The 17,800-nt window shown below is 59.0% G+C and carries 15 protein-coding genes; 2 read left to right on the plus strand and 13 right to left on the minus strand.

From position 1 onward, the window contains the following. Positions 1-76: 76 nt before the first annotated feature. From KPHS_44210 to KPHS_44230, 3 genes are all read right to left on the minus strand, one after another. On the minus strand, positions 77-1,240 hold the full coding sequence (locus KPHS_44210) for a phosphoglycerate kinase (RefSeq protein ID YP_005228721.1): 1,164 nt from the start codon (positions 1,238-1,240) through the stop codon (positions 77-79). A 39-nt stretch (positions 1,241-1,279) separates the two neighbouring features. After that, positions 1,280-2,308: a D-erythrose 4-phosphate dehydrogenase gene (locus KPHS_44220; RefSeq protein ID YP_005228722.1), complete on the minus strand. Its 1,029-nt coding sequence runs from the start codon at positions 2,306-2,308 to the stop codon at positions 1,280-1,282. Positions 2,309-2,693: 385 nt separating this feature from the next. Next, entirely contained in the window at positions 2,694-4,685 is a 1,992-nt protein-coding gene (locus KPHS_44230) for a transketolase (RefSeq protein YP_005228723.1), read from the minus strand. 341 nt (positions 4,686-5,026) lie between these two features. Here KPHS_44230 and KPHS_44240 point away from each other — a divergent pair, with 341 nt between their 5' ends. Both KPHS_44240 and KPHS_44250 read left to right on the plus strand, forming a co-directional pair. Then, on the plus strand, positions 5,027-5,722 hold the full coding sequence (locus KPHS_44240; protein ID YP_005228724.1) for a M48 family metallopeptidase: 696 nt from the start codon (positions 5,027-5,029) through the stop codon (positions 5,720-5,722). A 377-nt stretch (positions 5,723-6,099) separates the two neighbouring features. Continuing rightward, positions 6,100-7,368 carry an outer membrane protein OprE3 gene (locus KPHS_44250; protein YP_005228725.1) on the plus strand — a complete coding sequence of 423 codons (1,269 nt, stop codon included), beginning with the start codon at positions 6,100-6,102 and terminating at the stop codon, positions 7,366-7,368. Between the two features lie 136 nt (positions 7,369-7,504). On the opposite strand, the gene KPHS_44260 is transcribed toward KPHS_44250, so the two are convergent. From KPHS_44260 to KPHS_44350, 10 genes are all read right to left on the minus strand, one after another. Then, positions 7,505-9,145, minus strand: a complete 1,641-nt coding sequence (locus tag KPHS_44260; protein ID YP_005228726.1) for a thiamine pyrophosphate enzyme — start codon at positions 9,143-9,145, stop codon at positions 7,505-7,507. Between the two features lie 13 nt (positions 9,146-9,158). After that, positions 9,159-10,628 (minus strand): putative aldehyde dehydrogenase, encoded by a 1,470-nt coding sequence (locus tag KPHS_44270; RefSeq protein YP_005228727.1) that lies wholly within the window; start codon positions 10,626-10,628, stop codon positions 9,159-9,161. A gap of 15 nt (positions 10,629-10,643) precedes the next feature. Beyond that, positions 10,644-11,408, minus strand: a complete 765-nt coding sequence (locus KPHS_44280) for an aspartate dehydrogenase (protein YP_005228728.1) — start codon at positions 11,406-11,408, stop codon at positions 10,644-10,646. A 9-nt stretch (positions 11,409-11,417) separates the two neighbouring features. Beyond that, the gene (locus KPHS_44290) at positions 11,418-12,212 is read right to left on the minus strand and encodes a short chain dehydrogenase (RefSeq protein ID YP_005228729.1); all 795 of its coding nucleotides are present in this window, start codon (positions 12,210-12,212) and stop codon (positions 11,418-11,420) included. Next, complete coding sequence (locus tag KPHS_44300) at positions 12,196-12,966, minus strand: putative hydrolase (protein YP_005228730.1); 771 nt, start codon at positions 12,964-12,966, stop codon at positions 12,196-12,198. The genes KPHS_44290 and KPHS_44300 overlap by 17 nt, the downstream gene beginning before the upstream one ends. Before the next feature lie 9 nt (positions 12,967-12,975). Beyond that, positions 12,976-13,506 carry a putative cupin domain protein gene (locus KPHS_44310; RefSeq protein YP_005228731.1) on the minus strand — a complete coding sequence of 177 codons (531 nt, stop codon included), beginning with the start codon at positions 13,504-13,506 and terminating at the stop codon, positions 12,976-12,978. Between the two features lie 10 nt (positions 13,507-13,516). Next, complete coding sequence (locus KPHS_44320) at positions 13,517-14,773, minus strand: major facilitator superfamily transporter MFS_1 (RefSeq protein YP_005228732.1); 1,257 nt, start codon at positions 14,771-14,773, stop codon at positions 13,517-13,519. 26 nt (positions 14,774-14,799) lie between these two features. Continuing rightward, positions 14,800-15,996, minus strand: coding sequence for a putative ferredoxin reductase subunit (locus tag KPHS_44330; RefSeq protein ID YP_005228733.1), 1,197 nt, complete (start codon positions 15,994-15,996; stop codon positions 14,800-14,802). Further along, positions 15,993-16,919: a putative glyoxalase/bleomycin resistance protein/dioxygenase gene (locus KPHS_44340; RefSeq protein YP_005228734.1), complete on the minus strand. Its 927-nt coding sequence runs from the start codon at positions 16,917-16,919 to the stop codon at positions 15,993-15,995. The genes KPHS_44330 and KPHS_44340 overlap by 4 nt, the downstream gene beginning before the upstream one ends. Before the next feature lie 88 nt (positions 16,920-17,007). Further along, a complete protein-coding gene (locus tag KPHS_44350; protein YP_005228735.1) occupies positions 17,008-17,796 on the minus strand; it encodes a putative regulatory protein IclR in 789 nt (262 codons plus the stop codon). Positions 17,797-17,800 lie beyond the last annotated feature (4 nt).

A 17,800-nucleotide genomic window follows, 5' to 3' on the forward strand; every position in this document is an offset into this window, starting at 1 on the left:
ATCTTCGACCGTTGAAGAAGGTTCGCGAGCCCTTAAGCGCGCTGAAAAACAGGCGGGTTTCCCCGCCTGAACTGAATTACTGCTTAGCGCGCTCTTCGAGCATCGCTACTGCCGGCAGGACTTTGCCTTCGACGAATTCAAGGAATGCGCCGCCGCCAGTGGAGATGTAGGAAATTTTGTCAGCGATGCCGAACAGGTCGATCGCTGCCAGGGTGTCACCGCCGCCGGCGATGGAGAAACCTTCGCTGTCCGCGATAGCGTTAGCCACGATTTCAGTCCCTTTACGGAAGTTAGGGAATTCGAATACGCCAACCGGGCCGTTCCACAGGATGGTTTTGGCGTTCTTCAGGATTTCAGCCAGTTTCTGTGCGGAAACGTCGCCAAGGTCCAGAATCTGCTCGTCATCTTTGATGTCGTTAACAGACTTCAGGGTTGCCGTTGCGGTTTCGGAGAACTCGGTCGCTACGCGAACGTCGGTCGGAACCGGGATATCGCAGGTGCCCAGCAGGCGCTTGGCTTCATCAACCAGATCTGCTTCGTACAGGGATTTACCGACGTTGTGGCCCTGAGCGGCAACGAAGGTGTTAGCGATACCGCCGCCCACGATCAGCTGGTCAGCGATTTTAGACAGGGAATCCAGAACGGTCAGTTTGGTGGACACTTTAGAACCACCAACGATAGCGACCATCGGACGAGCTGGCTCTTTCAGCGCTTTACCCAGCGCGTCCAGTTCAGCGGCCAGCAGCGGGCCTGCGCACGCCACGTCAGCAAATTTGCCGATGCCGTGGGTGGAAGCCTGCGCGCGGTGCGCAGTACCGAAAGCGTCCATCACGAACACGTCGCACAGCGCAGCGTATTTCTTAGACAGTTCTTCGTCGTCTTTTTTCTCGCCTTTGTTGAAGCGAACGTTTTCCAGCACCACCAGTTCACCGGCAGCCACTTCCACGCCGTCCAGGTAGTCTTTAACCAGGCGTACCGGGTTGGACAGTTTGTCTTTCAGGTAATTAACAACCGGCAGCAGAGAGAATTCTTCGTTGTACTCGCCTTCGGTCGGACGACCCAGGTGAGAAGTAACCATGACTTTCGCGCCCTGCTTCAGCGCCAGTTCAATGGTCGGCAGAGATGCACGGATACGTGCGTCGCTGGTTACTTTCCCGTCTTTAACTGGTACGTTCAGATCCGCACGGATAAAAACGCGTTTACCAGCCAGATCCAGATCGGTCATCTTAATTACAGACATGGTGAATCCTCTCGTTGATTCATAAAGTTTTGTCGACGTTTACGCGTCGAACCTGAAACCAATAGCCGCCATCGCTAACGTCGTGTCGAGCATTCGGTTAGCAAAGCCCCATTCGTTATCGCACCAGACCAGCGTTTTGATCAGATGCGCGCCACTGACCCGGGTTTGCGTACCATCGACGATGGCGCTGTGCGGATCGTGGTTAAAATCTGTCGAGACCAACGGTAATTCCGTATAGTCAACTATACCATGAAATGCACCTTGTGCTGCTTTTTGCAGCAACTGGTTGACTTCACATGCTTTTACCGGTTTTTTCACCGTCACGCTCAGGTCAATTGCCGTCACGTTAATCGTCGGCACCCGCACGGCAATCGCTTCAAAACGGTCGTTAAATTGCGGAAAAATACGGGTGATCCCTGCCGCCAGTTTGGTATCCACCGGAATGATCGACTGGCTGGCCGCGCGGGTACGCCGCAGATCCGGATGATAAGCGTCAATCACCTGCTGGTCATGCATCGCCGAGTGAATGGTGGTGACGGTGCCGGACTCAATGCCATAGGCGTCATCGAGCAGTTTAATGATCGGAATAATGCAGTTGGTGGTGCAGGAGGCGTTGGAGACAATGCGATGCCCGGCGCGAAGTTCATCCTGATTTACGCCGTACACCACCGTCGCGTCGAGGTCGTTGCCGCCGGGGTGGGAAAAGAGCACTTTTTTCGCCCCCGCCTGAAGATGGGCTTCACCGTGTTCACGACTCCCGTATACGCCGGTACAGTCAAGCACGACGTCCACCGCCAGTTCGCGCCAGGGCAACGCCGCAATGGTCGGCTCATGCAGCAGACGGATGGCATCGTCGCCAACAAACAGCTGCTCGCGCTCCTGACGGACATCCCAGGCGAAACGGCCATGGCTGGTGTCATATTTCAATAAATGCGCGATGCCCGCGGCATCCGCCAGCTCATTGATTGCCACCACGGTGATTTCCGCACGACGCCCGGATTCATATAGAGCACGAACCACGTTGCGTCCAATGCGACCGAAGCCATTAATCGCGATGCGAATGGTCATAGATCTCCTGCAAGGCTGTCCCTGTTATGAGGTGGCTGACAGAGTAATCCAGCAACGCTCTGAGGGGAACCTTACCAGCTGCAAACTGCGACTGATTGATTAATTGTCGAACATTTAAACGACTGAAACGCTTCAGCTAGAATAAGCGAAATGAGGAATAAAAGGAATGTTTGTCCAGCGCAATAAACCAGCTATATGACTCACATCACATTTTTGCTGGAATAATTTACAACCGTATTACATGGTTCAGGAATAGCAGATACAAAAAAGCCGGGTGGCGAGATAAAAGCAAAACGGTAACCCAGGGGTTACCGTTTTTGGTGTTGGCACCCTCTCCTGTGGGAGAGGGTTGGGGTGAGGGCATCAGCCCGCACCGTACCAGCGATTACAGCAGCGCTTTCGCTTTAGCAACCACGTTATCAACGGTGAAGCCGAACTCCTCGAACAGCTGCTCAGCCGGCGCAGACTCACCGAAGGTGGTCATGCCAACGATAGCGCCGTTCAGGCCAACGTATTTGAACCAGTAGTCAGCGATACCCGCTTCCACGGCAACGCGCGCGGTCACGTCTTTCGGCAGTACGGATTCGCGATAAGCCGCATCCTGCTTGTCGAACGCGTCGGTGGACGGCATGGAAACCACGCGCGCCTTCACGCCTTCGGCAGTCAGTTTGTCCCATGCGGCAACCGCCAGCTCCACTTCTGAACCGGTGGCGATGAAGATCAGCTCCGGCTGGCCGGCGCAATCTTTCAGCACATAACCGCCGCGGGCCACGTTCGCCAGCTGCTCTGCGGTACGCTCCTGCTGCGCCAGGTTCTGACGGGAGAGGATCAGCGCGGTCGGGCCGTCCTGACGCTCCACGCCATATTTCCACGCAATCGCGGATTCAACCTGGTCACACGGACGCCAGGTGGACATGTTCGGGGTCACGCGCAGGGAAGCCACCTGCTCTACCGGCTGGTGAGTCGGGCCGTCTTCGCCCAGACCGATCGAGTCGTGGGTGTAGACCATCACCTGACGCTGTTTCATCAGCGCGGCCATACGTACCGCGTTACGCGCGTATTCCACGAACATCAGGAAGGTGGAGGTGTACGGCAGGAAGCCGCCGTGCAGCGCGATACCGTTGGCGATAGCGGTCATACCGAACTCGCGCACGCCGTAGTGGATGTAGTTCCCGGCAGCGTCTTCGTTGATCGGCTTAGAGCCAGACCACAGGGTCAGGTTGGACGGCGCGAGATCTGCGGAGCCGCCGAGGAATTCCGGCAGCAGCGGGCCGAAAGCTTCGATGGCGTTCTGCGAGGCTTTACGGCTGGCGATTTTCGCCGGGTTGGCCTGCAGCTTCGCGATGAACTCGTTAGCTTTCGCGTCGAAGTCAGACGGCATCTCGCCTTTCATACGGCGGGTGAATTCGGCTGCTTCCTGCGGGAAGGCTTTGGCGTAAGCCGCAAACTTCTCGTTCCATGCGGCTTCTTTCGCCTGGCCGGCTTCTTTGGCATCCCACTGGGCATAGATGTCAGACGGGATGTCAAACGGCGCGTGTTTCCAGCCCAGCGCTTCGCGGGTCAGGGCGATTTCGGCGTCGCCCAGCGGCGCGCCGTGGGAGTCGTGGGTGCCGGCTTTGTTCGGCGAACCGAAACCGATGATGGTCTTGCACATCAGCAGGGACGGTTTGTCGGTGACCGCCCGCGCTTCTTCTACCGCGCGTTTGATGGCGTCAGCGTCGTGACCGTCCACGCCGCGCACCACGTGCCAGCCGTAGGCTTCAAAGCGTTTCGCGGTGTCATCGGTGAACCAGCCTTCAACGTGGCCGTCGATAGAGATGCCGTTGTCATCATAGAACGCCACCAGTTTACCCAGTTTCAGGGTACCGGCCAGGGAGCACACTTCGTGAGAAATGCCTTCCATCATGCAGCCGTCGCCCATGAAGGCGTAGGTGTAGTGGTCGACGATATCGTGTCCCGGACGGTTGAACTGCGCCGCCAGGGTTTTCTCGGCGATAGCCATCCCGACCGCGTTAGCGATACCCTGGCCCAGCGGACCGGTGGTGGTTTCCACGCCTGCGGTGTAGCCGACTTCCGGGTGACCCGGGGTTTTGGAGTGCAGCTGGCGGAAGTTTTTCAGCTCTTCAATCGGCAGATCGTAGCCAGTGAGGTGCAGCAGGCTGTAAATCAGCATCGAACCATGGCCATTTGACAACACAAAACGGTCACGGTCAGCCCAGGCCGGATTGTTCGGGTTATGGTTCAGGAAATCACGCCACAGCACTTCGGCAATGTCAGCCATACCCATCGGGGCCCCCGGGTGGCCGGATTTGGCTTTCTGTACAGCGTCCATGCTCAGCGCACGAATAGCGTTAGCAAGCTCTTTACGTGAGGACATTTTGACTCCAGTTCGGACTGTTGAAGGCCATGCCCTTAACGACTTGACGAGAGCGCGTTTTGGGCTACGCCGGAAAAAAGTGTGAACAATGTAACCCAAGCGACAAGTCATGTACATGGAGCATCCTTTTGCCCTTTAAGAAATCTCTGGAACAGGTTGTGCTACGCCGGAATCCGCTCGCCCGCATCCTGCGATACTCTTTATAATTTACGCAGAATACGGTTCCCTGCCGTCGCCGTATTTTCGGATAAACAACCATAAGATTGTGGAAGATAAAAATGAAAATTCGCTCAACCGTACTTGCTCTTGGGATCGCAGCAACCCTCACCGGATGTCAGAACATGGACTCCAACGGTCTGCTCAGCTCAGGCGCCGAAGCCTTCCAGGCATACTCTCTCAGCGACGCGCAGGTGAAAACCTTAAGCGACCAGGCCTGTAAAGAGATGGACGCCAAAGCGAAAATCGCCCCGGCCAACAGTGAATACAGCCAGCGGCTGAACAAAATCGCGGCTGCGCTGGGCGATAACATCAATGGTCAGCCCGTGAACTACAAGGTCTATGAGACCAAGGATGTCAACGCCTTCGCCATGGCCAACGGCTGCATCCGCGTCTACAGCGGGCTGATGGATCTGATGAACGATAATGAAGTCGAGGCGGTGATCGGCCACGAAATGGGCCACGTCGCGCTGGGCCACGTGAAGAAAGGCATGCAGGTCGCCCTGGGTACCAACGCTGTGCGTGCGGCGGCGGCCTCCGCGGGCGGTATCGTCGGTAGCCTGTCGCAGTCTCAGTTGGGCGATCTGGGCGAAAAACTGGTGAACTCGCAGTTCTCCCAGCGTCAGGAATCGGAAGCGGATGACTACTCTTACGACCTGCTGCGTAAGCGCGGTATCAATCCGTCGGGACTGGCCACCAGCTTCGAGAAACTGGCCAAGCTGGAAGCCGGCCGTCAGAGCTCTATGTTTGACGATCACCCGGCATCGGAAGCCCGCGCGCAGCATATTCGCGATCGCATGAAGGCCGACGGCATTAAATAAGCGACAGCGGGAGGCATTATTGCCTCCCTTTTTTATATATCCGTAAAAATATTTAGCCGCATTAATTGATAATTTAAGCGCACAAACCGTTAATTATTATCACAGCGCATCACAGCCAATTATTTTATGCCCGGCGATTCAGAAATATATTATTTGGTAAATTAAAAAGGCCGCACACTATCTGGCTTCCAGAATCGTCTTTACCCGAATAATAAATAGTCCACCCCTTACTGCCTGGCGCACGGCTCATGCACCATACAACCTGTTTCCGGCTGCAATAACTGCTCACACAATGATTGCTTTCGACATTATTTCAGGAGAATATCTGGTCAGCAGTGATTCCCTTGAATATATCGACAGACAGAGAAGTGCCCTCAGTGAAAAAAGAATTACCATTAATCGCACTTGGCATTATTGCCGCCGCGCCGGCTTTCGCCAGCCAACAATCTACCAGTCAGGGCTTTATTGAAGACAGCCACCTGGATCTCTTTTTACGTAACGCTTATATCAAACGCGATTATCGCGATGGTTTGCCGGATAAAGCCGAATGGGGTCAGGGTATCATCGCGACCTTCGAGTCCGGCTTTACTCAAGGGCCGGTCGGCTTCGGCGTTGACGGCATTGCGCAGTACGCCGTGCGCCTCGACGGCGGCCGCGGCCGCAGCGGCGCGGGCGGTATCGACTTTTTCGCCCAGGATGATGATGGCCGCGCAAAGTCCGATTTAGCAAAATTTGGCGCTACCGCTAAAATGCGCTTCTCGAATACCGTCCTCAGCTACGGTAGCCAGCGCCCGATGCTGCCTATCGTCTACGCCGATGACTCGCGGCTGCTGTACGAGAGCTATACCGGTACCATGCTGACCTCAAGAGAAATCGACGGTCTGGAAATTAACGCCGGTTATCTCACCGATCAGCAGCGCAAAAGCGACGACAGCCACAATAGCGGCCTGAAGAGCCTGACCTTTGGCGGCGCCAGCTATCAATTCAACGACCAGCTTAGCGGCGCGCTTTACGCTTCGCACGTCGAAGACGTGCTGAATAAGCAGTATCTCGGCCTGAACTACAAGCAGCCGTTCGCCACCGACCAGCAGCTGATTGTTGACTTCAACGGCTATAACTCGCGCTTAAATCAAGAATATGCCGACGCCAATGGCACCGGGCGCAGCAACAGCATCTGGAGCCTTGCCGCCAGCTATATCTGGGATATTCACACCTTTAAGGTCGCTTACCAGCAAAGCAGCGGCAGCACCGGCTACCATTATGGCGGCTACCAGAACCAGGGCGGCGTCGGCGATGGCGGCAACACCATCTGGCTGGCTAACTCCTACTGGTCAGATTTTAACGGCGAGGATGAACGTTCCTGGCAGGCCTCCTATGGCCTGGATTTTGCCGGACTGGGCGTACCGGGCCTGAGCTGGACCACCGCCTACGTTCGCGGGGATAACATTAAAACCGCCGAGACCAGCAACGGTAAAGAACACGAATGGTTCAACCAGGTGCAGTACCAGGTGCAAAACGGCATGGCGAAAGATTTGAAATTGAGACTCCGCTATTCGGTGCTGCGCGTTTCCAGCAACGCCAGCGACTATAACGTCAGCGGGAATGAAGTGCGGTTCTACGTCGAATATCCGTTTGACGTGTTTTAACCATATAATGAACCCTCTCCAGTGAGCCGGCCCTCTCCCGGCGCGCAGGAGCAACCGTCCGGCGCCTTGATTAACCCCCTGTGCCGTGCGGTACCCTCTCCCCGGAAGGGAGAGGGTTGGGGTCACTGGGTTATCATTAATACAGCGTCTTCTGCGGCGGGCCGGCAAAGCGCAGCGCGCCAATCTGGCCCATCTTCACTTCCACCACCGATGGCCCCGGCATCGCCAGCGCTTCGGTCATCACCGCCTGGAAATCCTCAGCCCGATCCACGCTCCACGCCTGCAGACCCATCGCCTGCGCCAGCAGGGAAAAGTCTGGCGTGTGCAGCTCGTTGTAATACTGGCGGCCGCCAAAATACTTATCCTGAATACCACGCATTACGCCGTAGCCGCCGTCATTCATAATCAACAGCGTCACATTGGCCTTCTCCTGCGCCAGGGTCGCCAGTTCGCCAAGGTTGAGGCTCAGGCCGCCGTCGCCGACCAGGCCGACCACTTTACGTTGCGGATTGGCAATCGCGGTACCCACCGCCATCGGTAGCCCCATACCGATGGCTCCGGCCAGAGAATGGATATTCATCAGCGGGCCGTGAGCGCGGAACAGACGGCTGCCCCACAGGCTGCCAGAAACGGTAATATCGCGCACCAGGATGCCGTCATCGGGCAGCGCCTGCGCAATCGCGTCATTCAATTTAGCGTAATCGCCGCACTGGTCGCGCAGCCCCTGCTCCGCCGCCTCTACCGCCTCTTTAAGTTGGCTATCCCAACGCGCATCGCCCCATATCCGGCCCTGCACCCGCTCTGCCAGCGCCGCTAATAGCGCCCGGCAATCCGCCACCAGGGTATTGTCCATCAAGTAGTTACGGCTGGCCGCCGCCGGGTCAATATCAATCTGCACCCGCGGCGTGGGCAGTTCCAGCGTCCACGAGCGCGTTTCGTTGCTGCGCAGCCGGGAACCGGCAACAAGTGTGAAATCACATTGTGAAATCAGCGCTTCAACCGAGGGAGAATTATGAAACGCGCGCAGGCTGGCGCGATGGCTGTCCGCCAGAATGCCGCGGCCGTGGGTACTGGAAATCACCGTCACCCCGGCATCCGCCAGCGTCTTCACCGCCTCGCCGCTCTCTAACGCGCCGCCGCCAAGCCACAGCAGCGGCTGCTTCGCCTGCTTAAGCTGCGCCCACAGCGCATCGACCAGCGACGCTTCCGGCTCAACCGCCGGAGCGCGTTTCAGCGGCGCGGTCAGCAGTGAAAGCGGAATTTTGGCGCTCTGAATGTCGATTGGGATCTCCACCGAGACCGGGCCGCACGGCGGCGTCTGCGCCTCCTGAATCGCCTTATGCAGGATAGCCACCGCCTGGTTGGCGTTGCTAATGCGGTAAGCGCGCTTCGAACTGGCTTTCAGGAAGGTCAACTGATCGCGGGTTTCATGAATGAAACCGGTGTCGGCGTCCAGCCAGGCTTTTTCGACCTGTCCGGTCAGGTGCAGCAGCGGCGTACCGGCGTTCATCGCCTCAACCAGCGCGCCGACCGCATTACCCGCACCCGCGCCGGTACTGGTCAGCGCCACGCCGAGCCCTGAAAAACGGCCGTGGGCGTCAGCCATGGTCACCGAGCCCGCTTCACCGCGCGCCGGAACAAAGCGGATTTTTTCCCGCTGGCCGACGGCATCGGCGATCGGCAGGTTATGGATAGAAATGACGCCATAAATGGCTTCAACGTGATACTGCTCCAGCGTTCTGGCGATGGCATCGCCGACGGTTATCATTTCGCTCATTGCTCACCCTTTCTCAGTCGCACCAGTGGTTGACGCTATTACCCGTCGCCAGATAAATGCTCTTTTGTTGCATCCAGGCTTTCAGCCCCTGGATCCCTTTTTCGCGGCCCAGACCGCTCTCTTTAAAGCCCCCAAACGGGGTCGAAATGGAGAAAACTTTGTAGGTGTTGATCCACACCGTACCGGCTTCCAGTTGTTCGCTCAGACGCAGCGCGCGGCCGGTATCGCGCGTCCAGATCCCCGCCGCCAGTCCGAAGACCGAATCATTGGCCTCGCGGATCAGCGCCGCTTCATCGTGAAAACGCATCGCCACCAGAACCGGTCCGAAGATCTCTTCCTGGCAAACGCGGGCCTGATTGTTCAGCCCTTCAATGATGGTCGGCAGGAAATAGCTGCCTGCCGCCAGCGCCGGATCCGCCGGGATCTCGCCGCCGCATAGCACGCTGCCGCCTTCGCGTTTCGCCAGCTCGACGTACTCCAGCACGCTCTGCCGGTGTTTATCGTTGATCAGCGGCCCGACGTGGGTGCCAGCGCTGAACGGATGGCCAACCCGCAGCCCTTGGGTTAACTCCAGCAGGCGGGCCATTAATTGCGGATACACTTTGTCATGAACAAACAGCCGCGAGCCGGCAATACAGGCCTGGCCGCCGGAGCTGAAAATGCCGTAGCAGATGCCCCGCGCCGCCTGTTCGATATCGGCATCTTCCAGCACGATGGTCGGTGATTTGCCGCCCAGCTCCAGTGACGCCGGGATCAGCTTTTCCGCCGCCACATGCGCCAGGTGACGTCCGGTGGTGGTGCCGCCGGTAAAGGAAATTTTGCGCACCTTAGGATGGCGGGCCAGCGCATCGCCTATAATCGATCCTTTACCCGGCAGCACGCTCAGCAGTCCGGCGGGTAAACCGGCCTGCTCAAAGATCTTCGCCAGCTCCAGCGCCATGAGCGGCGTGGCTTCCGCCGGTTTGAGGATCACCGCATTTCCGGCGGCGATCGCCGGGGCCACCTTCTGCATTTCGCTGGCGATCGGCGAGTTCCACGGGGTGATCGCCGCCACCACGCCCAGCGGCTCATAGCGGCTCAGGGTCAATAGATCTGCCTGCCGCGGCGTCGGCAGCTCGCCTTCCAGCAGTTCACAGGCGGCGGCAAAATAGCGTGCCGTCCCCGCCGCGCTCATCACCAGCCCTCGCGCTTCCGCCAGCGGTTTACCATTATCGCGGCTCTGCTTTTGGGTGAGCTCATCAAGCTGTGCTTCAATCAGATCGGCGACTTTATGCAGGATCTTCGCCCGCTGATGCGGCAGCATCGCCCGCCACGTTGGCTCCCGCCAGGCGCGGTCGGCACAGTCGATCGCCTCCTGTAAATCATCGAGGCTTGCCGCATGCAGCGCCGCGTTAATAGCGCCATCCGCCGGAAACTGGCTGTGCATCAAATTGCCGCCGCCGCGACGCCACTGACCGCCGATAAAAATGTCTAATTCGTCCATCTCAGCCTCTCTGCGTTATGCCAGTTCACGGCAGGCGCGTACCGCGCTCAGTGCCGCGAGGGTCGATGTTTTCGGATTGCTGGCGAGCGGCAGGCCGCTCAGCTCCAGGTGAAACTCGCCGAACAATCCTTCGGCGTGTAGCGTATGGGTGTTGCGTTGCGTCGCCGGATCGACCATCAGCTGTACTCGGGTCGCGTCAAGGCCGATACCGCCCAGCGCGATGGTTGCCGCCACGTTGGCATTTGCCGGGAATAGCCGCGCCGCCTCGCGGGCGCTGCCTTCGAAGAAAATTTTCGCTTCATTGACCGCGCTGAGGTCGATAAGCTGTTCGGCATAGCTGCCGCGCCAGCTGGCCGGGCTTTTGCGCGACCGATAGGTCACTCGTTCAAGCCCCCCCTCTTTCGCCGCCGCCAGGCCATCTATTCCGGCCACCGCGCCAGCCAGCAGCGTCAACTTGCCGCCCGCCTGACGTAAACGCTGTTCCAGTTCGCTGTCCGCCAACGCACCGGTCGAGATCACCGCCAGATGCCAGCCGCGCGCCAGTACCGCTTCGCCGTATTGCGCGACCGCCTGCTGACTGGCGCATTCCAGCACCAGATCCGGCGTCCCACCGCATTGCAGCGGATCGGTAAGCGGCGTCACCGCTTGACCAAACTGCAGGCAGATCGCTGCGTGATGCGATTCGCGCGCCACGATCCACTCCACCCTCACCTGCGGCGGCAGGCGTTCAATCACCGCCTGGGCCATCGCGCCATAGCCAATTAACATGACCTTTTTCATCATCTTTCCTTACAGATGGCGACAGAAACCGCCGGAAACGTCCAGCGCCGCGCCGGTGGTAAAGGAGGCCAGCGGCGAAGCGAGGAATAGCAGCGCTTGCGCTGGCTCCTGCGGCTTACCGAGACGCGCCATCGGGATCCCCCGCTTACGGGCGATATCGGCGGTCCACTGCTGCCAACTCTGGCTCTTATCGCTTCGGCTCTCAAAACGGCGCTGCCACTGCCCGGACTCCACCATCCCCAGCAGAATGGAATTCACACGAATACCTTTATCCACCAGCTCTTTCGACAGAGTCAGCGTCATATTGAGCAGCGCGGCGCGGGCGGCAGAGGTGGCGATCATGTGCTCTTCCGGCTGCAGAGCCAGCAGCGAGTTCACACAGGTAATCGAGGCGATATCCGACGCCTCTAGCAGGGACTGAAAGGCCTTTACCGGGTTAATCACGCCGAACAGTTTCAGTTCGGCTTCGTGCAGCCAGGCCTCACGTGGCGTATCGGCGAAGTGGGCGACATAGCCCTGGCCGGCGTTATTAATCAGCATATCGACGCCGCCGAAACGCGCGGCGACCGCGGCGGCGAACGCCTCAACTTCCGCTTCGTTCAGTACGTCACAGCGCCAGGAGAACACCTCACCTTCTGGATATTCGTTTTGCAACGCCGCATGGGCGCTGGCAAGCCGATCCGGGTTGCGGCCGCAAAAGGCGACTTTCGCCCCTTCGCCCAGCAGCAGGCGCAGCGTTTCAAAGCCGATTCCTGACGAACCGCCGGTGACTACCGCGACGCGTCCTTCAATTTGTGCATTCATCGCGCACCTCTTCCCCTATGCGTAAAAGCTGTTGATTAAAAAAGATTTCGTTATCGAGATAGCTGGCATGTCCAGCCTGAGGGATGGCGATGTAAGGGGCGCCGTAACGCAGCGCCACTCCCTGCACTAACTCCGGTTGGGTAATGGCATCCTGCTCGCCACACCACACGGAGAGACGACCGCGATAGTCGGCGAGCCAACGGTGAATGTCGTCATGGGCCAGCATCCAGGCCGCGGCGAGATAACCGTCGCGGCGTAGCCTGCGCATCCCCGCCGCCACCGTCGCCACATCGGCTTCGCGCGCGCCAGGGCGCAGCAGTTTTGCCGCCCGCCCCTGGGCCATCGCCTCGCCGCCCAGCGCTATCTGCTGTTGACGCCCCTGCCAGACTTTTTCCCGCTGTGCGGCTTCCGCCTGGCCGTAGCCCTGCGCGACGTCGGCGAGCACCAGGTAAAGCACCCTCTGCGGGTATTTCGCGGCGAAGGCGGCCGCCACCAGCGCGCCCAGCGAATGGCCGACCAGTATGGTTTGCTCTACTCCAGCGCGGTCCAGCATTCGCGCCAGCGCGTCGGCGTAATCGCCGGCATCCGCCGGCGTCGCCGCCAGCATCGGGCTTTCGCCATAACCGGGCATATCCCAGGCCAGCACGCGGTAGCCGGGCAGCGCCATCTGTTTATGCCAGGAGGCCGCGCCGGAACTGATGCCGTGCAGCAGCGTCAGCGGAATACCGCTTCCTTGTTCACGAAACCCCGTCATCATCGCCCCTTAGTTACGTTTTACTTTTGCCAGCGGATGATCTTCCGGGTAGGTCGGAATATGCGGCTTATGGGTGCCGAGCATCACGCACATCAGCGCCTCTTCTTCGCCGTGGTTAAACAAACCGCGGTAAATTCCAGGCGGCACCGAGATCAGATCGCGTTCGCGCAGCACGGTTTCGGTATAGTTGTCGCCGTCCTGAATCATCAGAGTGATCTGCCCTTTGAGCATGAAGAACACCTCTTCTACGTCATCATGCAGGTGCAGCGGGCCTTCACATTTGGACGGCAACACCATGGTGGAAAAGGTGAAGTGCTCGGCCGGAACGGTGTTGGTATCACTGGCGACGCCGGTGGCGCCGGTGCCGATGTAGCGCATCTGCGCGCGGCGATATTTCGGATCGAAATCGGCCTGGAATTTCAGCGCATTCCAGTCATATTTGCGGCCTTCAAAGCGCGCGATACGCGACTCCACCCACTCTTCCATCGTCAAATGGTCAGGTTTCAAACTTTGTTTTGCAGTTACGGTTGAATCAGTCATCGTTTTATCCTCAGTAGCGTCTCAGCAGCGGCAGTAACAGGGCGCAGCCCACCGCCGCCATCACCGCCAGAAAAATCAGCCCGGAATCCATGCTATGGGTGAAGGCGATAAGCGCGCCCATCACCGCCGGCGATAGCGCCCCGGCAAAGTTTCCCAGCCCGTTGAAAATTCCACCCGCCGTGGCGCTGACCCGTGGATGGGTCGCTTTAGCCAGCAGCGCGAAAATGTTTGGCGCGCCGGTGCCCCACATAAAGGTGCTAAAGCTCATCGCCGCGATTACCGGCAGCGGCGTGGTGAAATGCATCACTGCCGCCAGGCCAATACCCGCGCCTGCCAGGGAAATAAAGCAGGCGGCGGCGCGCCTATCGACGTGGTCGGACAGCCAGGCGCCGATAATTTCGCCTAGCAACATGGCGATAAATGGCATCGACGACAGCCAGCCGGCGTGTTCCAGATGAATGCCTTTGCCTTTAATCAGGTAGCCCGGCAGCCAGCCGTTGATCCCCCACAGATAGGCGAGAAAGGCGATGTTGAAGATGCAGATCATCCAAAAATGCGGACTCACAAAGAGCTCGCGACGCGCGCTGCGGCGCGCTTCCTGCGAGGTTTTATCGCTGCTCGCTCTCGCCTCCAGTTGCACGCCGCGCAGCCCGATGCGTACAAAAATCAGCACCGGTATCGTCAGCATCGCCATCACGAAAAATGTGCTCTGCCAGCCGAAGGTATTGAGTAGCCAAATTGACAGCGGGAAACCCAGCGCCGCGCCAACCGGCGTGCCGAGCAGCCACAGCATGGTGGCGCGGGCCTGTAGCCGCTGCGGGAAGGTGTGGCGCACCACGGCGAACGCCAACGGAAACAGCGGCCCTTCAGCAATGCCCAACAGGATGCGCAGCGTCACCATCAGCGCGTAGTTGTGGGTGAAGCCCATGATCACCATCAGGATGCACCACACCACCATCATTCCAGTCAGCAGACGCAGCGGCGCAATCCGGTCGCCAAGGCCGCTTAATAACACTGACGAGAAGCCGTAACTCAGCAAAAAGGCACTCATCAGAATGCCCAACCGGGTGGTGTCGAAATCGATGCCCATCGCCTGCTGGAAGTGACTATCGGAAAACAGCGCGGCGATACTGATTTTGTCGAAAAAAGCCAGCAGCACGCAGGCCAGCAGCGACAGCGGAATGGCCCAACGAACTGCTTTTTCAGGCGTGCGGACGCCCTCGCCGCTCGCCTCTGCAGGCGCGGCGTTGGTCTCTAATGTGGTCATTTCTCCCCCTTAAGGGTTCGCGTTTCTTATCGCAATGACATCAGCGAGAAAGTCGGGTCAGCGAGCGGGACGTTAGAGAGATCCCTTCCCGCCGCCATCCAGCGCTTCGCCAGCTTCACGATACGTGCATTATTGAAGGCCACCAGCTGAGTTAAGCGTCCATCGGCATTCAGGGAGAAGTAGATCGCGCCCTGCGGCTCGTCACGCACAATGGTCCGGCTGCCCGCTTGCGGGATCCCGAGGATCTGGACATTGCGATCGTATTGATCTGACCACAGCCACGGCGCCTCGTCGTAGCCGCTGGCCTGTGGATCGAGCATCGCTTTCGCTGTCGCGATGGCCTGATTTTGCGCAAAGGCCCACGACTGAATGCACAGACCGTACTGATGGTGCTGGGCGACATCGCCAGCGGCGAAAATCGCCGGATCGTTACTGCGCCCTTGGGCATTAACGACAATCCCGCGATCGACAGTGAGCCCGGCATCGCGCGCCAGTTCGAGATTCAGATCGACGCCGATCCCCACCACTACCGCATCGAAGGTTTCCCGCTGGCCGTCGCAGTGCAGCGTCGGCAAGCCGTTATCATCTTCCAGCTCCAGCGCGCCGCAGCCGCGGCGAATATCAACGCCCTGCCCGCGATGCAACTCATCCAGCGCCTGCGAGACCTCCATACTGACCGAGCGCATGCACAGCGCCGGCTGCTGTTCATAAAGGGTCACGGCTACGCCGCTTTTGCGCGCCGAGGCGGCGATTTCGAGGCCAATCCAGCCGCCGCCGACGATCGCCAGCCGCGTTGCCGATGCCAACCGCTGCTTCAGACGCTGCGCGTCCTGCCAGTGGCGCAGGGTATATACCTGAGGATGCTGCCCCCAGGCCTCGGACGGCAGCCGCGCGCGGCCGCCGGTGGCGATCAGCAGTAGGTCGTACGCCAGCGTTTCGCCGTTGCTCAGCGCCAGGGTTTTATTTTGCCGGTCGATCGATTTCGCGCGCAGCGGGCGGTACCAGCGCAAATCCAGTGCCTGCTGCACCTCGGCGCTGAATAACCGCGGCAGCGCCGGTTCGGCCTCCAGCAATGCCGCTTTCGACAGCGGCGGACGTTCGTAAAAATCCCATTGCTCTTCGGCAACCACGCAAATCTCGCCGCTAAACCCTTCATCACGCAGCGTTTTCGCTGCCCAGCCGCCAGCCTGGCCACCGCCGATAATGACTATCCGCGCCGTCATACCGCCTCCGGTTTTTTCTGCTGGCGACGGGTATCGTGATCGATACCGCCTTCCACCGCCCATTCGGTAAAGGACACGAGTGAATGCTCAAGCTCGCGCGGCTGCCAGTTTTCCGTCAGATAGTCATCGTTGGTGTAGTACTCAAAAGCGCCGCCGGTCGGGCTGTTGACATACCAGAAGTAGGCCGAGGAGACCGGATGGCGGCCGGGACCGATAAACGTGCTCCACGCGTTTTTATTCATCGCAATGCCGCCGCCGATCACTTCATGAATATCCCGCACGGTAAACGCGACGTGGTTTAGCCCGCGCTTGCGGTTGGGCAACTGCAATAAGAAGAGGTTATGGTGTCCGCCGCGCACGCCGCAGCGCAGGAACACCGCGCGATTGATGTAGCGGTCTGACACCTGAAAGCCGAGTACTTCGCGATAGAAACTTTCCACCGCCGCCAGCTCTTCAACAAAGAATACGACGTGGCCGATGTTAATGGGCTGCGCGCGGTCGTATACCGGGCTCGGAGTGTCGATGCGACGCACATCGCCCCACTGGTTGATCGGTTCAACGTTCAGTTCAACCGCCGTTTGCTGGCTAACCTGCACCCGCAGCGTCATACCGTTGGGATCGCGGCATTCCAGCGCACCGTCGATTTCACGGAAAGCGGGCTGGCGTTCCAGCTTCGGGCGTAGCGCATCCAGCGCCGCCCGATCCGCCACGCCCCAGGTCATGCGACGCAGAGTGTTGCCCGCCTCAAAGGCTGGCGGCAGGTCGGCGGCATCGGTCGGGTTAAGTTCGACCCGCGCGCCGCTGAGGGTGGTAAACGCGCGGCCGCTGGCGTCGCCGGTCAGGCCAAAATCGCGCATGAATTTAGCGCTGTGGTTCAGGTCGTCTACGCCAAATTCCAGCTTTTCAATTCCGGTAATACTCATTATTCGTCGCCTCTTTACCGTTCAGTCGCCCGAATTTGGGCGTAAAACATGCCCGACGCAATCAAGCGCCTGCTGTTAAGTTGTTGATTTAACTTGCCTGTGGCAAATATCCGAGGAAGCCGGAAATTTTGTCCGCTGCCATACTGACGTCGTTCTGCAACCGTTCGCGATCGCTTTGCGGGATCTCGTCCGACGGCACCAGAATGCTGACGACCGCCGCCACCCGGCCGCTGCGGTCAAAGACCGGATAGACAATCGATGAGATGCCGTGGCGATAGAACGATTCGCCAATCACGTAGCCGCGGGCTTTATCCTGCTGCACCATCTGCCACAGCGCTTCGCGGTCGTACAGCTGGCCCGGCGTATTGCCCGGCAGACGTTCATTCGGGAACAATTGTTCAAACTCGCTGCGGGAAACATCGGTCAGCAGCATGCGGCCAAGCGAGGTGCAGTGCACCGGTAGCCGCGTTCCGACGCTGACCTGGTTGATACGCGAACCGGCGGCGCTGACGCGGGCGATGTAGATGATGTCGCGGCCGTCGCGGATCGCCAGATGGCTGCTGCACTTGCTGATATCGCGTAGTTGCTCGATGACCGGCTGACCCACCTGAGCGACATCCAGTGAGGCGATATATTCAAAGCCCAGACGCAGTACGTTCATGCCCAGCGAAAAGGTATTGGCGCGGGCGTTGCGCTCAAGAAAGCCCATATATTCCAGCGTCTGCACCACGCGATAGGCGGTCGCTTTCGGCATATCCACCAGCCGATGCAGCTCGGCAAAGGTCAGATCGCGATGCTGTTCGCCAAACGCCAGCAGCAGTTGTAAACCGCGCTCAAGACCGGGCACCAGATACTTCACTTCCTGATCGTTCGCCATACCG

This window comes from Klebsiella pneumoniae subsp. pneumoniae HS11286, from assembly GCF_000240185.1.
GTDB lineage: Bacteria > Pseudomonadota > Gammaproteobacteria > Enterobacterales > Enterobacteriaceae > Klebsiella > Klebsiella pneumoniae.

Bases quoted from the DNA above. Each gene is read 5' to 3' on its own strand.
- KPHS_44350 (YP_005228735.1), bottom strand. From the start codon at position 17,796: ATGGCGAACGATCAGGAAGTGAAGTATCTGGTGCCCGGTCTTGAGCGC.
- KPHS_44310 (YP_005228731.1), bottom strand. From the start codon at position 13,506: ATGACTGATTCAACCGTAACTGCAAAACAAAGTTTGAAACCTGACCAT.
- KPHS_44320 (YP_005228732.1), bottom strand. From the start codon at position 14,773: ATGACCACATTAGAGACCAACGCCGCGCCTGCAGAGGCGAGCGGCGAG.
- KPHS_44220 (YP_005228722.1), bottom strand. From the start codon at position 2,308: ATGACCATTCGCATCGCGATTAATGGCTTCGGTCGCATTGGACGCAAC.
- KPHS_44330 (YP_005228733.1), bottom strand. From the start codon at position 15,996: ATGACGGCGCGGATAGTCATTATCGGCGGTGGCCAGGCTGGCGGCTGG.
- KPHS_44300 (YP_005228730.1), bottom strand. From the start codon at position 12,966: ATGACGGGGTTTCGTGAACAAGGAAGCGGTATTCCGCTGACGCTGCTG.
- KPHS_44240 (YP_005228724.1), top strand. From the start codon at position 5,027: ATGGACTCCAACGGTCTGCTCAGCTCAGGCGCCGAAGCCTTCCAGGCA.
- KPHS_44270 (YP_005228727.1), bottom strand. From the start codon at position 10,628: ATGGACGAATTAGACATTTTTATCGGCGGTCAGTGGCGTCGCGGCGGC.
- KPHS_44280 (YP_005228728.1), bottom strand. From the start codon at position 11,408: ATGAAAAAGGTCATGTTAATTGGCTATGGCGCGATGGCCCAGGCGGTG.
- KPHS_44260 (YP_005228726.1), bottom strand. From the start codon at position 9,145: ATGAGCGAAATGATAACCGTCGGCGATGCCATCGCCAGAACGCTGGAG.
- KPHS_44210 (YP_005228721.1), bottom strand. From the start codon at position 1,240: ATGTCTGTAATTAAGATGACCGATCTGGATCTGGCTGGTAAACGCGTT.
- KPHS_44230 (YP_005228723.1), bottom strand. From the start codon at position 4,685: ATGTCCTCACGTAAAGAGCTTGCTAACGCTATTCGTGCGCTGAGCATG.
- KPHS_44340 (YP_005228734.1), bottom strand. From the start codon at position 16,919: ATGAGTATTACCGGAATTGAAAAGCTGGAATTTGGCGTAGACGACCTG.
- KPHS_44290 (YP_005228729.1), bottom strand. From the start codon at position 12,212: ATGAATGCACAAATTGAAGGACGCGTCGCGGTAGTCACCGGCGGTTCG.